The following is a 13741-nucleotide window of genomic DNA, read 5'->3' as shown; positions in this document are numbered from 1 at the left end:
GGCGGATGCGTCCTTCTGCAATCAGGCCGTACCGGCGACCTTGCGCAGGAACTCGATCACGCGCGCATTCGTGGCCGCCGAGGTCTGGGCGGAAACGGGAACGTCCCAATAGTCGGAACCCGGAATGCACTCGTGGAAGTAGCGTGCGGCCGAGGTGGCGTGCGAAGCATCGGCACCCGGGATGATCAGGGTGGGGCTATCGAGCCGCAGTAAGTCCTCCGGTTCTGCACCGGGGGCCGTGTCGCGGTCGAGCAGAGTCCGCGGCATGCCGGCGATGATCGCCTTGTAATGGTCGACGTTCTGGCGGACGTAGCGAGCCGCAAATTCGCTGTCGTGGCGCAGCACCGAAACCCACGGACCGCCGCGCGGATCGGAGCCAAAGGGCTTGTTGCTCTCACCAGCGAGCCTCACCACCGTCTCGAGGCCGTTCTGGTGGACGAAGGCGAGGTGTTCGGCAAAGCGCTGATGTCCTGTCATGCGATAGCGCGCTCCGCCTACCGGCCAGAACAGAACGTTGCCGAGCGTCGTTTCCGGATGTTCGACGGCGAAGGCTGCTACGACGCTGCAGCCCATGCATCCCCCCATCAAAAAGGCTTTGTCGAAGCCGAGGTGATCCAAAAGGCCTTTGCCCTGGCGCACATAATCCGACCAGGTCACCCGCTCCACACGCCCTCCGGACTGCCCAGTTTCGCGCCTGTCGAAGGTGATGCAGGTAAAATGCTTCGGCAACTGGTCGAGAAACTGGATTTCGGCATAGATTCCCTGGGTTCGCCATTTCTCCAGCGTCGCGTCAAAGCCACCGGGCGAATACATCAGCAGCGGCGGTCCCGAGCCGAGCACCTCGTAGCGGGTCACAATTCCATCGATCGTCGTCGTTGCCATCATCAAACCTCACATTCTGTTAAGCGCGGCCGTCGGGCCGCGGGTAAACCGGCCGGCGCCTATCCCTCCGGGTATCCTATCGAAACCGGCCCCTGCGGCCGGTCTGTTGCTACACGCCTTCGCAGCCGAGCTTGCGCAGGGCTTCGTCGACCCAGAGCTTCGGGTCGAGCTTGCCGGCCAGCGTATTTTCGTAGGTTCTTGCCTCGGCTATGTTCTTGGCCTTTGCGAGCGCATGGATCTTGTCCGTCTCCTCGAAGGGAACGCAGACCAATCCGTCCTCGTCGCCCAGCACGAGATCGCCCGGCTCTATGATCATGCCGCCGAGCGAGATTGGCACGTTGATCTCGCCGGGGCCGTCCTTGTATGGGCCGCGATGGGTAATTCCGGCGGCGAAGACTGGGAATGTGTTGCTGCTGATCCAGCCGTAATCACGTACCGCACCGTTGATGACGACGCCATGAGTGCCGATGGCGCGGGCATGGGAGAGCATCAATTCGCCCATCAACGCATTGGTGAGATCGCCCCCGGCATCGACGACGATCACGTCTCCTGGCTCGGCCAGCAGCAGCGCCTTGTGGATCATCAGGTTGTCGCCTGGTCGCGTCTTGACCGTGAAGGCCGCCCCGGCAAGCACGCCCGCGGCATGCAACGGCCGAAGCGCAGGGCCGGCGGCCACCATGCGAGACATGACGTCGCTGACATTGGCGACGGGAATTTCGCGAAACTTCTCGATCGTCTCTGCGCTTACCTTGCGCCGCCGTTCGACAATCCTGAATCCAAGCGTCATTTTTCGTCCTCCCTCCAAGCCTCTCACATCCACGGCATCAGCGATGCGTGGATCACGTCCGGAACCCCCTGGCCACCGACAGAACGGATCGCGAGATCCGCATCCGCAAGGCCGAAGCGGTGGGTCGTGATCTTTTCCAGCGGGAAGCGGTTGGAGGCGATCTGCTCCAGCGCAAGCTCACAGGCGAGATAGCTGTGGCCGCGGGCGCTCTTGATGGTGATCGCCTTGGTGGTGACCTTTTCCAATGGGAAGTTCGGGAACTCCTTCATCTCGCCCTGGACGAGGATGGTTCCCGCCTTGCGCTTCAGGGCTTCGACACCGAGAAGAATCGGTATGGTGCCGGCACCGGCGGTGCAGTCGAGCGAGATGTCGACGCCCTTACCGCCGGTGATCTCCATGATGCGGGCGAGCGGGTCTTCTTTCTGCACGTCGATCACATAGTCCGCGCCGAGTGCTTTGGCGACCTCCAGGCGGGCCGTATCCTTTGTCGTCCCCGTCACGATGATCAGCGATGCGCCGGCCTGCTTGCAGACGACGGTCTGCGACAAGCCCTGCTGACCCGGCCCCTGGATCAGCACAGTGGAATTGTAGCCGACGCCGGCATCGAAGAGCGACCATTCGACACCGTTAGCCATCGGAGTGACAAGGCCGGCGAGTTCCGGGGTGACGCCTTTGGGAACACGGTGAACCACGGCATTCCACGGCAGATAGACATATTGGGCAAAGCCGCCCCACAGGTGCGGCGCGCGTTCAGCGGACGTATAGCCGTAGCGGATGCCTTCGGGATTGTTACGCCAGTCGGTGTTTTCGCAGTGACGATACTGGCCCTGGTGACACCACTGGCACTTGCCGCACATGACATAATGTTCGACAAAGACGAGGTCGCCTTCCTTGAAGCCCTTGCGCCGGGTGAATTCGCGCCCGGCCTTCGCGATATAGCCGATGTTCTCATGGCCCATGATGGTCGGCGCATTGTTGGGCGGGCTCTTGAACAGCTTGACGTCAGTGCCGCAGATCCCCGCGACTTCCATTTTCAGCAGGGCTGCGTCTTCCGGGATGTCGGGCATCGGGAATTCCCGCATCTCCATTTTGCCGGGGCCAGTGCGGACCGCCGCGAGAACCTGTTGCGTCATCTCTTCATCCTTTCGAGTGCTGACCGCCGGCCGGCATGCCGTTTCCGCACGGTTGGTTTTTCCGAATTGGTTTTTGACAGGCCGAATGCAGGCCCCTTAAGTATCGGTGTGCAGCCGGCCGCGATGCCGCCAGGCCAGGATCGAAACCATGCTCAAGTCGCCCGCCGCCCGCTCTGAAGCCGTCGCCGCCGTCCGCCAGGTCAAGGCCTGGACGCGCGCGCGCTTTTCGTTGGCCGAGGACGTGGCCATCATGGTTTCGGAAGTTGCCTGTGGTCTGCCCGGATGTCCGCCGCTGGAGACCATCGTCGCCTTCTGGACCGCGCCTGACCGCCGCCACCAGTTCAAGGTTTTCAAGCGCATCGCCGAGGTCGTGGAAGACGACCTGCCACCCTACTGGATGAAGGAAGCGATCATTTCCGACGGCGACATTTCCTGCTGCTAGAACGGTGGCCACGGCTAGATCCCCGCCCGGCCGGGACGACCACGCTTGGCAAGCTGTGCATCGAGCCGCGGATAGACACGGCGCGCATTGCCTTCGAAGATCTTGTAGCAGCTGACCTCGTCCAGTGTCGTCAGCTGGTCGATGTAGCGCTTGGTGTCGTCGTAGTGGTGGCCGGTCTCCGGATCGATGCCCTTGACCGCGCCGAGCATTTCGGAGGCGAACAGGATGTTGTCCACCGGAATGACCTTGGCCATCAGCTCGATGCCCGGATAGTGGTAGACGCAGGTGTCGAAGAAGACATTGTTGAGGAGATGCTCGGTCAACAACGGCTTCTTCATTTCCTGAGCGAGGCCGCGATACCGCCCCCAATGGAAGGGAACGGCGCCCCCGCCGTGCGGGATCACGAACTTCAGCGTCGGGAAGTCCTTGAAAAGATCGCCCTGGATCAACTGCATGAAGGCCGTCGTGTCGCCATTGATATAGTGCGCACCGGTATGATGGAAGCAGGGGTTGCACGACGAGGTGACGTGGATCATCGCCGGCACATCGAGTTCACAGAGCTTTTCGTAGAGCGGATACCACTGGCGATCCGTCAGCGGCGGGTCGGTCCAATAGCCGCCAGATGGATCGGGATTGAGATTGACACCAACGAAGCCAAGTTCGTTGACGATGCGCTCGAGCTCCGGAATGCAGTTCTTCGGCGGAGCGCCTGGATGCTGCGGTAGTTGTCCGACGGCGGCGAAGTTGTCCGGCAGCAGGGTGCAGATGCGGTGGATCAGGTCGTTGGACATCGCCGACCATTGCATGCTGACGGCTTCCGTCCCGACGTGGTGCGCCATGCCGGCGGCGCGCGGCGAGAAGATCGTCAGGTCGCTTCCGCGCTCTCTCTGGAACGCCAGCTGCGGCTCCACCGATTTCAACAGCATCTCGTCGGTGATGCCGAGATCGGTGGTGAGCGGGCGGCGCATGGGATCGGCGAGGCCGGCAAGCTGCCGATCGCGGAATTGGTGCAGCGCCTGCGGTTCGGTGGTGTAGTGTCCGTGAATGTCGATGATCATGGCGTTATCCTTGAATGCCAGCGCACGCAGTGAAGCCTGGCTTCAGATCGCGGGGTAGAGTTCGTTCGCGTCATAGGCATGCGGCGTGATGCGCTGTTCGGCCGAATAGGCGAAGGCGAGCTGCAGCGAGGCCCTGTTTGCCTCGAGCCCGTAGGCCGGCGGCGGCGCGGCGCCATCCTCAATGGCAATACGGCGCGCTTCCTCGAACATTTCCATCAGTTCGCCGGCAAGCCAGGGATGATCCTCGACGAGCGCCGTCTTGACGGTCAGTGTATGGTTGATCGGCACGATGCCTGTGCGGGCGATCCAGGCCTTGGCGGTTGCCTCGGCTTCGGGAATAACGGTTCGGATGCCGGAGGGATCGACCTCCCGCTCCCCCATGATGGCGGAGAGTTCCCCTGACAGCAGCAGCGGACGAAGGGCAAGTTCGCTGCGGTTGCGTGTCGTATTTGGCGGATCGTCGTATTCGCTGAGATGGGCATCCTCCATCGTGACCCAGGTGATGCCGTCGAGATCGACACCGTATTCGTGCTGCAGGAAGCCGCGCACCCATACGCCTGAAGTCTGGGCATAGGCCCTGACCCCGACCTTCGTTCCCGCGAGATCCCGTGGGCCCGTCAACGAAGAATTACTGGCACAAACGAGGTTGGTATGGGGCAGCCGGCTCCAGAGCGGAATGGCAAGCCCGGTGATCGGCTTGCCGTAATGATGTGCCAGCAGATGGGTGACGATCGCCATTTCCGAAATGTCGAGATCGCCGCCGCGCACCATCGTGCGGAATGCCTTCGGCAGCGGTTCGAAGTCCTCGAATCGCAACTCCACGCGGCTCGATCGGACCCGTCCGTCCTTCAGCGGCTGGACGTGGTCATGTTTTCCGAGCGCCGTTTTGAGCACCAGGGGCTGGGCCATCCAATTTACCTCCCAAGCGACTATGTTCCTGTATATGGAACATCGTTCTTTTTTAAGAATAATACTGTGAATCGGTGCGGGGTCAATCGCCCCGTGAAATTTGTCTGGTGTGACGAAGGGGGTGGTGACGGTGGTTGCCGCCAGCGCACTCGGGTCTCAAAGCAGCCCGATCTTGCTCAAGAGGAGATAGAGCGCACCCGCGGCGGCAAGCAGCGGGTAGGGTCCGATGCTGGTTCGCAGCAGAACGGTCCCCGCCACCAAGGCCGTTGTGATCTCGAGAGCCGAAAATTGCGCGGAACGGCCCACGGCGAAGGCGCCGGCAAAAATCAACCCGACGGCGACTGGAGCAAGACCGCGCTCAACGGCGACGGCCCAGGGCCGTCCGCGATGGTGCTGCCAATAGCTGCCGACCGCGCAGATGAGGAGCGAAGACGGCAGGAAGATAGCAAGCGTCGCCAGGGCCGCGCCCCAGAGCCCGCTCACCTCCCAGCCGATGAGCGAGACGATCATCGTACCGGGACCGGGAGCCGCCCGCGAAATCGCATAGAGATCGGTGAAGCGTGCGCCGGTCAGCATGTGCTGCACGTCCACGGTCTGATGCTGAAGGCTGGCTATGATCGTCTGGCCGCCGCCGAAAGAGACAAGCGACAGCGGAATGCACAGCATGATCAAGTTGAGGAGCTTGCCGTCATCCACGGATCTTCCTCCTTTCAAGCCAAAAAGTGGCAGCGACACTCAGCGGTATGGCGCCGACGACGACCAGCACGAGCGGCCAGCGCAGTACGCCGACGGTCAGGAACACGCTGACAGCGATGCCGATCGGCACGACATGCGCCTTCAGCCGTCGTGCCGTCTTGATCCCCATGCTCAGGCTGGAGGCGATACCGACACAGGCGAGCCCTCGCAGCACCGCCTGCGCTTCGGGGTAGGATCGTAGCTGCTGGTAGGCGAGGCTCAGGACCAGAATGGCCACGAAGGCCGGTAGGACCATGCCGAAGAGCGCAACCGTGGCGCCTCGCAAGCCTGCGAGCTTCAGGCCGATGTAGACGGCCAGGTTGACGGGATTGGCCCCGGGCATGATCTGTGCAATCGTCAGCGTCTGGAGAAACTCGTTGTCCGTCAGCCATCGTCGGCGCTCGACGATCTCGCGATGCGTCCAGCCGGTCATCCCGCCGCCGAAGGACGACGCTCCGAGTCGCAGGAAGGACGTGAGCAAGTCCAGCGCCCGAACCCGTTGGAGTTCGGCGATTTCACTCTTGTCTACGGGTTGGTCCATCTCTCCTCCGAACGGCGCAAGTGCGTCGGCTGCGGACCGGGTGGGTGGCAGCAGGCGTAATCATGGCCGGAAAGGCGCAGCATCTGCTTCGCTGCGCGACGAAGCGGATGCTATGGGGCAGGTGCTGCCGAAGTCCACGCCATTTCGCCTTAGCGTCGAAGTAAGAAAAACTTAATGCGCATCGTCCTGCGCTGCGCAGTCCGCAAGTCTGCCAACAGATCATTGCGCGAAAGTCGCCCCGTAAAGGCAGCGGGTGCTCGTCGCCGGCACGCTGCGGAGCTCATTAGAGATATCAATTAGATAGCTTCTTGCCGGAGGCGTAGCTGGCCAGGGCTTCGATCGCCTGGAAACGGCTGTCCGCGCAAAAACTGCTGGACTAAGCATAATTTTTTGCTTTGGACAAAGATCGGGGTGGTGGCGCTAATTGACAAAGGCGAAAGGCAGGAAGCCGACGCAAAATGCGGCAATCACCCAGCTTGCGGGAGGAGATCGCAAGCGGTTGCCGGCGGGGTGAGTTGCCTTCAGGGCGGCACTTCCGCTCTAAGGGAGGATTGGAACCAGAAATGATTGAGACTATGTTCGGGGCGCTCTTCAATCTTGTGAGCACGCCCCACATCATGGGTCTTATGCTGATAGCGGTCGTGTGCGGCCTGCTTGTCGGCGTGATGCCCGGCATCGGTGGAAAGCTCTCCATCGCCATGGCAATTCCGTTCGTCTACGGTATGGATATGGTGGCCGGTGCGGTTTTTCTTTTGACGCTGCACGCCGTCAACGGCACCAGCGGTCAGATATCCAGCATCATGTTCGGCATTCCGGGCGACGGCGATGACGCCGCAACAACGCTCGACGGCTATCCTCTTGCCAAGCAGGGGCAGGCAGCCCGCGCGCTCGGCGCCAGCATCACGGCATCGGGCGTCGGCGGTATCATCGGCGCAGTCGTCTTTGCCATCATGATACCGGTGCTTGAGCCGGTCATCCTGATGTTCAGCCCGGCCGAGTTCTTCCTGATCGCCCTGCTCGGCATCAGCTTCATCGCCTTCCTCGCAAGCGGCAGCAAGATCGTAAAGGGCCTCATCGTCGGCTTCTATGGCCTGATGCTGTCAACCATCGGCATGGACCCGATCACCGGTACGCCCCGCTATGCAGGGGATATGCTATTCCTTTGGGATGGCGTCAGCCTCGTGACCGCCGTGCTTGCCATGTTCGCGGTGCCGGAAATGCTGTCGCTCGCTACCAAGGGCGGCTCGATCTCCGCCGTTGCCATGGACAAGGCTTTTTCCTACCGGCAGCTTTTTTCCGGTGTCATGGAAGTGCCGCGTCATTGGTGGCTTGTCATCCGCACGTCGGTCATTGGCGCCGTCATCGGCATGATCCCGGGTCTTGGCGGCTCGACGGCTGCCTGGCTTTGCTACGGCCACGCCGTGCAGAGCTCGAAGACGCCGGAACGCTTCGGCAAGGGCGCGATCGAAGGCGTCATCGCTCCGGAAACCGCCAGTAACGGCAAAGAAGGGGGCTCGCTGCTTCCGACATTGTTCTTCGGCATTCCCGGCAGCTCCGGCATGGCGGTTCTGCTCGGCGCCTTCCTCATCCTCGGCATCCAGCCGGGTGCGATGATGGTGACCAAGCATCTCGACCTCGTTTGGACCCTGATATGGGCGCTCGTGGTCGGCAACCTGATCGCCGTCGGCATTCTGTTGGTCTCCTGTCGCTGGATCGCGGTGCTGACCTTCGTGAACGGCCGCATGCTCGCCCCGTTCATCCTGATCTTCGTGACGATCGGCTGTTTCGTCAGCGATGTGCAATGGCAGAATCTGGTCGTTCTCGTGCTCTTCAGCATACTCGGCTACGGCTTCCAGCGCGCCGGCTGGCCGCGCTCGCCCTTCGTCATCGGCCTCGTGCTGGGCGGACAGGCGGAAGCCTCTCTTCATCAGGCGCTACAACTGTGGGGGTACTCCTTCTTCCTGCGTCCGTTGTCCCTCGTCCTGATCAGCATGATTGTCGGCCTGATGGTCTATGCCTTCTACCGTAACTTCCGGCCAGCCAAGTCCCATGCCAGCGTGGAGTTCAACACATGAGACACTATTCCTTCAGCACCTGGCTCACGATCATCATGCTCATCTTCTTCTGCGTGATGGTGGGGCTTTCGATGGAGTTCCCGGCAAAGGCCCGGTTCATGCCACTGATCGTCGGTATCCCCGGCATTGCCCTTTGTCTCATTCAGCTGGCAATCGATCTCTTCCATTCGCCGAAGAGCGCCTTCCACGGGGCGCCGCGTGCCGGCATCGCCCATGAGGTACCCGGCATGGAGCCGGAATTGCCCGAGTTCGGCCCTCACACGGTGCGCCAGGAAATCACCATGTGGACCTATTTCGTGGTCTTCGTGGCCGGCATCGTGACCTTCGGTTTCTATACGAGCGCCCCGATCATGCTGGTGACGTTCCTGCGCCGGCAGGCTGAGGCTTCGTGGAGGGTGAGCATCTCGCTTGCCGCCGGTGCAACCATCGTCCTCTACCTGTTGTTCGGTGCGCTGCTGCACATCCAGTTGTTCCCTGGCTTCGTTACGCCGTGGCTGCTGAGGTGGATTGGTATGGGCGCGGTCTGAAGAAGCCAGCAGCCAAGCACAGGACGTCCCGAAAGCGGGGCGTCACAACGAAAAAACGGAAACTGGAACATCGAGGCGCAGGTTGGCTCGACCAACGGTGAGCGATGTTTCCTACCCGGAAGATCCGGGGGCGCCGCCCGCTTGGACGGCCCTGAACTGGGAGGAAAATATGCAGATGAATGGATGGGGTTCGATATGGGCGCTCTCAGCGGCGCTTCTCGCGACCGGATCGGGGATCGCCGCGGCGGAAGATGGGAAGGCTTTCTTCGACGGCAAGACCGTGACCTACATCGTCGCGACGTCGCCGGGCGGCGTCTATGACACGAACGGCCGGCTGGTTGCGCAGTACATGCAGAAGCATCTGCCCGGTTCGACCTTCGTGGTCCAGAACATGCCGGGTGCCGGCCATCTGATCGGAACCAATTACATCTATGCATCGGAGCCGGACGGACTGACCTTCGGCACCTTCAATACCGGCCTCATTTACGGCCAGCTCAGCAGCGATCCGAACATCAAGTTCGATCTCACGAAGATGTCCTGGATCGGCAAGGTCGCCTCCGACCCACGAGTCATCATCGTAACCAAGGAATCGGGTATCGAGAGCTTCGAGCAGCTTCGATCCCTGCAGCAGCCGATCAAATTTGCCACGGCGGGAAAGGGCAGCGCCTCGATGATCGAGGCGACGATGTTCGTAAAGGCGCTGAAGCTGCCGATCCAGGTCGTGTCGGGCTATAACGGCAACGAGGACCAGCTCGCGATGATGCGTGGCGAAGTCCAGGGTGTAATCGGTTCGCGATCGGAGTTCCAGCAATTCGTCGACGAGGGCAAGGGCCGGATCCTGGCCCAGGTGGGAGGCAACGACACGGACGTGCCGCAGCTCTCTTCGATGATCGACGGCGACACCGCTCGACAGGTCGTGGACCTGATCGAATCCCAGAGCGGCATTTCGCGGCTGACCGCTGGCCCTGCGGGCATCCCGGAAGACCGCCTCCAGGCGCTTCGCGATGCCTATGTTGCCGCCACATCCGACCCGGAATTCATCGAGAAGGCCAAGTCGCTCGGTCTGCCGGTCGAGCCGCTCGTCGGTGACGACGTCAGCGCCCTAGTGGGGAAGGCGCTCGATCAGGAACCGGCGGTAATCGAAGCACTGAAGGAAGCTTTGAGCGAGAGCTGAGGCTCGCTCTTTACAGAGACTGCAACAGGGAGGGAACCCAATGAACATGCATTTTATCCGCAAGGCCATTTTCGGCACTGCGACAATCGCCGCCATGGCCGCTTCACCGGCATTTGCCCAGGAGGGGGCCGCGTTCTTCAACGGCAAGACGGTCAACTATGTCGTCGCGACCGCCCCTGGCGGCGGCTATGACACCAATGCCCGCCTGGTCGCACAGTTCATGCAGAAATACCTGCAGGGCTCCACGTTCGTGGTGCAGAACATGCCCGGCGCCGGCCATCTGATCGGTACCAACTATGTCTATGCCTCCGAGCCGGATGGTCTTACCTTCGGCACGTTCAATACCGGCCTTGTATACGGCCAGCTTGCGGGCGATCCGGGCATCAAGTTCGACCTCGGGAAGATGTCGTGGATCGGCAAGGTCGCTTCCGATCCTCGCGTCATCGTGGTCACCAAGGAATCCGGCATCGAAAACTACGAACAGTTGAAGAACAGCAAGGAACCGGTAAAGTTCGCATCCGCTGGTGTCGGCAGTGCCTCTACGGTCGAGACGACCATGCTCGTCAAGGCGCTCGGCCTGCCGGTCGAGATCATTTCCGGCTATAACGGCAGCGACGATCAGCTGGCCATGCGGCGCGGCGAAGTGCAGGGCATCATCGCTTCGCGCTCGTCCTTCCAGCAATTCGTCGACGAGGGCAATGCCAAGATCATCGCACAGATCGGTGGTTCGCAAACCGATGTCCCGCAGCTCTCTTCCTTGGTCGACAACGCCGACGCGCAGAAAGTGATCGCGCTCGTCGCATCGCAGAGCAACATCTCGCGCCTGACGGCGGGCCCCGCCGGTATCCCTGAAGATCGCCTGAAGGCGCTGCGTGACGCCTATGCCAAGGCCGTTTCCGATCCGGAGTTTCTTGAAAAGGCCAAGGCGCTCGGTCTGCCGGTCGACCCGAAGGTCGGCGACGACGTCGCCAACGTCGTCAAGGTCGCCCTCGAACAGTCGCCGGAGATCGTATCGTTCCTGAAGGAAACGCTGAAGACCGATTGAACTTGATCACGGGCAGCAGGCGGTCTCTTCCGGGACCTCCTGCTGCCATAATCATTCTTGGCAGGACCGGACCGGATGCAAACAGCGTCCGGCCGGGCCGTGACGTTTCGAGGTTAAAATGAGAATTGCAGTCATCGGCGCGGGCGAGATGGGGCTTGCGATGGGCAGCCACATGCGCGCGAAGGGATTCGACGTTTCGGCTTTCGACATCAGCGCCGAACGGCTTCGGCAGGCCGCCGATCAGGGGCTGACACCGCGGGAAAGCCTGGCCGATGCAGCGCGCTCGGCAGAGATGTTCCTTCTGGCCGTCGCTACGGACCAGCAGGTGATCGACGTATGCGAAGGGCTAGCCAGTACCGAAGGTGCAACGATCGTGGTGGCCTCAACGATCAGTCCCGAGACTATGCTGGCGCTGAAGCCGCGTATTGCGGAAAGAGGGCAGCGGCTTGTCGATGCACCGGTGGTTTACGGCGCCGCCGGCGCGCGCGAAGGCACGCTGCTGTCGCTGTGCGGCGGCACGGCGGAAGACGTCGAGCATGTTCGCCGGGCATTGGCTTCTTACAGTCGCGACGTCGTGCATGTGGGGCCACTCGGCGCCGGGCAGATCGCCAAGTCCTGCAACAATCTTCTTCACTGGATCCACTGCGTTGCGAATTTCGAGACGTTACTGATCGCCAAACGGTATGGGCTCGATGCACAGCGCATGCGTGAGATCTTGCTCGCCTGCCCCGGCACCAACGGCACGCTCTCGCGCTGGGATACGACACGCTTCACCTGGCAGGAAAAGGACATGGACGTGACCATGGATCTCGCCCAGAAGGCCGGGCTGATGCTGCCACTCTCGGGGCAGGTGGACCAGATCATCAAGACATTGAAGGCGGCAGACGTAAAGGAGCTGCTCTACGGCCCGGAGGCGACCTATCTCGGCCGCACGGTGCGGCCGCTGACGGCAGGCGAAGGCGGTCTCGCTTGATACCAGCCCGTTCTTCTACGGCACCGTGCGTTTTGTCGGACGCGCAGAGGTCGCTGTCGCCCTTTGGTTTGCCGCCTGTCTTCGTCCCAAATCGAGGTCCGTTTAAGGAGACGCGCGGTCGCGGATCGCCACCTTGGGAAAATGCCTTTTCCGAAAACGCACTACCGGTGTCCGATCCAAGATTCCATAGTTCGCCTGCCAGCGAGCAGAAAAGAACACAGCGAAAGTGAATGAGATGACCAGCACTCCAAGCACATCACCTCTCGAGCCGACGGTGACGCCTGATCCGGAAAACCGCAAGTTCCTGGTCGATCCCTACAAGGATTGGTCTCAGGACGAAGGCATTCCGATCCATCTCGATCTTGGCCACGACCTGCTGGCACTCGAAACCGCCGAATGGGACCGCTACGAGGCGCGCGGATGTTTTGCCCATACCCACGGCATGGGTGATTTCATGGCGAACTACGTGATCGAAATTCTTCCTGGCAAGAAGACCCGGCCGGTCAAGCACCTCTACGAAGCCTTTTTCTACGTTCTGTCCGGCTACGGCTCGACCACGGTGTGGCTGCCGAGCGGCGAGACCCGCACCTTCGAGTGGGGCCCGAAGGCGCTATTCGCGATCCCGCTCAACTGTAAGTACCAGTTCAACAACGGTTCCGGTATCGACGCGGTGCGCCTTTCGTGCACCAACAACGCGCCGCTCACCATCAATCTCTATCACAACCTCGACTTCGTCTTCGCCAACGATTTCGTCTTTCAAGACAGGATTGGCGGCGCCAAGCACTTCGATGGCGACGGCTCGCTCTATTCCTACGGCCTGGAATCTGCCCGCAAGGTGCAAAACATCTGGGAAACGAACTTCGTCCACGACCTGACAAGCTTCAAGCTCTACGAGTTCGAAGGTCGCGGCAAGGGTTCCCTCAACGTCAACTTCGTGCTCGCCGACGGCACCATGCACTCCCATGTGTCGCAGATGCCGGTCGGCCGCTACAAGAAGGCCCACCGCCACGCCGCCGGCACCCACGTTCACGCCGTCGACGGCGAGGGCTATTCGCTGATGTGGTACGAAGGCGATTCTGAGTTCAAGGAAATCCCATGGCGACACGGGTTCATGTACACGCCGCCGTTTTGGATGTACCACCAGCACTTCAACACCTGCGACCAGCCGGCGCGCTACGTTGCCTGCAGCCTGGGCAGTCGCCGCTATCCGTTCATCTCGCTGCGCCGCAAGAGTGCGGAGGGTGGCGGGGCCACATCGGTGAAGGACGGTGGTCGCCAAATCGAATACGAGGATCAGGATCCGCGCGTTCATCGCAAGTTCCTGGAGGAATTGAAGAAGACCGGCGTTCCCTCTGCCATGGGCGACCTTTTCGACGAGGACGCGGTGATGGCGCTGCCGCCGGAAAGCCTGACGGGTGTCATCAAGACGCCAATCCTCGCAGGCCCAGCAAGCTGAGCGG

General features: G+C 61.4%; 14 protein-coding genes. 7 read left to right on the top strand and 7 right to left on the bottom strand.

The features are described 5' to 3' along the window. Positions 1-21: 21 nt before the first annotated feature. The 3 genes from ACQ5BM_RS09750 to ACQ5BM_RS09740 form a co-directional block, all read right to left on the bottom strand. Entirely contained in the window at positions 22-882 is an 861-nt protein-coding gene (locus ACQ5BM_RS09750; RefSeq protein ID WP_429810450.1) for an alpha/beta fold hydrolase, read from the bottom strand. A 109-nt stretch (positions 883-991) separates the two neighbouring features. After that, positions 992-1669 carry an RraA family protein gene (locus ACQ5BM_RS09745; RefSeq protein ID WP_429810448.1) on the bottom strand — a complete coding sequence of 226 codons (678 nt, stop codon included), beginning with the start codon at positions 1667-1669 and terminating at the stop codon, positions 992-994. A gap of 23 nt (positions 1670-1692) precedes the next feature. Next, positions 1693-2802, bottom strand: coding sequence for a zinc-dependent alcohol dehydrogenase (locus tag ACQ5BM_RS09740; RefSeq protein WP_429810446.1), 1110 nt, complete (start codon positions 2800-2802; stop codon positions 1693-1695). Between the two features lie 148 nt (positions 2803-2950). On the opposite strand from ACQ5BM_RS09740, the gene ACQ5BM_RS09735 reads away from it, so the two are divergent. Further along, positions 2951-3244: a hypothetical protein gene (locus ACQ5BM_RS09735; RefSeq protein WP_429810445.1), complete on the top strand. Its 294-nt coding sequence runs from the start codon at positions 2951-2953 to the stop codon at positions 3242-3244. A 14-nt stretch (positions 3245-3258) separates the two neighbouring features. Here ACQ5BM_RS09735 and ACQ5BM_RS09730 read toward each other — a convergent pair whose 3' ends face one another. The 4 genes from ACQ5BM_RS09730 to ACQ5BM_RS09715 form a co-directional block, all read right to left on the bottom strand. After that, positions 3259-4302, bottom strand: coding sequence for an amidohydrolase family protein (locus ACQ5BM_RS09730; protein ID WP_429810443.1), 1044 nt, complete (start codon positions 4300-4302; stop codon positions 3259-3261). Positions 4303-4344: 42 nt separating this feature from the next. After that, positions 4345-5211 carry a phosphate ABC transporter substrate-binding protein gene (locus ACQ5BM_RS09725; protein WP_429810441.1) on the bottom strand — a complete coding sequence of 289 codons (867 nt, stop codon included), beginning with the start codon at positions 5209-5211 and terminating at the stop codon, positions 4345-4347. A 156-nt stretch (positions 5212-5367) separates the two neighbouring features. Continuing rightward, positions 5368-5907: a chromate transporter gene (locus ACQ5BM_RS09720; RefSeq protein ID WP_429810439.1), complete on the bottom strand. Its 540-nt coding sequence runs from the start codon at positions 5905-5907 to the stop codon at positions 5368-5370. Further along, on the bottom strand, positions 5900-6487 hold the full coding sequence (locus tag ACQ5BM_RS09715) for a chromate transporter (RefSeq protein WP_429810438.1): 588 nt from the start codon (positions 6485-6487) through the stop codon (positions 5900-5902). The genes ACQ5BM_RS09720 and ACQ5BM_RS09715 overlap by 8 nt, the downstream gene beginning before the upstream one ends. A gap of 563 nt (positions 6488-7050) precedes the next feature. On the opposite strand from ACQ5BM_RS09715, the gene ACQ5BM_RS09710 reads away from it, so the two are divergent. The 6 genes from ACQ5BM_RS09710 (at position 7051) to ACQ5BM_RS09685 (ending at position 13737) form a co-directional block, all read left to right on the top strand. Then, positions 7051-8562, top strand: coding sequence for a tripartite tricarboxylate transporter permease (locus tag ACQ5BM_RS09710; protein ID WP_429810436.1), 1512 nt, complete (start codon positions 7051-7053; stop codon positions 8560-8562). Next, positions 8559-9089 carry a tripartite tricarboxylate transporter TctB family protein gene (locus tag ACQ5BM_RS09705; protein WP_429810434.1) on the top strand — a complete coding sequence of 177 codons (531 nt, stop codon included), beginning with the start codon at positions 8559-8561 and terminating at the stop codon, positions 9087-9089. Before ACQ5BM_RS09710 ends, ACQ5BM_RS09705 begins: the two co-directional genes overlap by 4 nt. A 169-nt stretch (positions 9090-9258) precedes the next feature. Then, entirely contained in the window at positions 9259-10263 is a 1005-nt protein-coding gene (locus ACQ5BM_RS09700; RefSeq protein ID WP_429810432.1) for a Bug family tripartite tricarboxylate transporter substrate binding protein, read from the top strand. Between the two features lie 40 nt (positions 10264-10303). After that, positions 10304-11308, top strand: a complete 1005-nt coding sequence (locus ACQ5BM_RS09695; protein WP_429810431.1) for a Bug family tripartite tricarboxylate transporter substrate binding protein — start codon at positions 10304-10306, stop codon at positions 11306-11308. 118 nt (positions 11309-11426) lie between these two features. After that, entirely contained in the window at positions 11427-12281 is an 855-nt protein-coding gene (locus ACQ5BM_RS09690) for an NAD(P)-dependent oxidoreductase (RefSeq protein ID WP_429810429.1), read from the top strand. A 235-nt stretch (positions 12282-12516) separates the two neighbouring features. Then, positions 12517-13737 carry a hypothetical protein gene (locus tag ACQ5BM_RS09685; protein ID WP_429810427.1) on the top strand — a complete coding sequence of 407 codons (1221 nt, stop codon included), beginning with the start codon at positions 12517-12519 and terminating at the stop codon, positions 13735-13737. Positions 13738-13741 lie beyond the last annotated feature (4 nt).

Origin of the sequence: Ensifer sp. B1-9 (assembly GCF_050474445.1) — a bacterium.
Taxonomy (GTDB): Bacteria; Pseudomonadota; Alphaproteobacteria; order Rhizobiales; family Rhizobiaceae; genus Ensifer.
Note: the sequence above shows the minus strand (reverse complement) of the source record. Positions and strands in the feature narration are given on the sequence as shown.

Excerpts from the sequence above, each read along its gene's own strand:
- ACQ5BM_RS09750 (WP_429810450.1), bottom strand. The coding sequence starts at position 882 with ATGGCAACGACGACGATCGATGGAATTGTGACCCGCTACGAGGTGCTC.
- ACQ5BM_RS09745 (WP_429810448.1), bottom strand. The coding sequence starts at position 1,669 with ATGACGCTTGGATTCAGGATTGTCGAACGGCGGCGCAAGGTAAGCGCA.
- ACQ5BM_RS09740 (WP_429810446.1), bottom strand. The coding sequence starts at position 2,802 with ATGACGCAACAGGTTCTCGCGGCGGTCCGCACTGGCCCCGGCAAAATG.
- ACQ5BM_RS09735 (WP_429810445.1), top strand. The coding sequence starts at position 2,951 with ATGCTCAAGTCGCCCGCCGCCCGCTCTGAAGCCGTCGCCGCCGTCCGC.
- ACQ5BM_RS09730 (WP_429810443.1), bottom strand. The coding sequence starts at position 4,302 with ATGATCATCGACATTCACGGACACTACACCACCGAACCGCAGGCGCTG.
- ACQ5BM_RS09725 (WP_429810441.1), bottom strand. The coding sequence starts at position 5,211 with ATGGCCCAGCCCCTGGTGCTCAAAACGGCGCTCGGAAAACATGACCAC.
- ACQ5BM_RS09715 (WP_429810438.1), bottom strand. The coding sequence starts at position 6,487 with ATGGACCAACCCGTAGACAAGAGTGAAATCGCCGAACTCCAACGGGTT.
- ACQ5BM_RS09710 (WP_429810436.1), top strand. The coding sequence starts at position 7,051 with ATGATTGAGACTATGTTCGGGGCGCTCTTCAATCTTGTGAGCACGCCC.
- ACQ5BM_RS09705 (WP_429810434.1), top strand. The coding sequence starts at position 8,559 with ATGAGACACTATTCCTTCAGCACCTGGCTCACGATCATCATGCTCATC.
- ACQ5BM_RS09700 (WP_429810432.1), top strand. The coding sequence starts at position 9,259 with ATGCAGATGAATGGATGGGGTTCGATATGGGCGCTCTCAGCGGCGCTT.
- ACQ5BM_RS09695 (WP_429810431.1), top strand. The coding sequence starts at position 10,304 with ATGAACATGCATTTTATCCGCAAGGCCATTTTCGGCACTGCGACAATC.
- ACQ5BM_RS09690 (WP_429810429.1), top strand. The coding sequence starts at position 11,427 with ATGAGAATTGCAGTCATCGGCGCGGGCGAGATGGGGCTTGCGATGGGC.
- ACQ5BM_RS09685 (WP_429810427.1), top strand. The coding sequence starts at position 12,517 with ATGACCAGCACTCCAAGCACATCACCTCTCGAGCCGACGGTGACGCCT.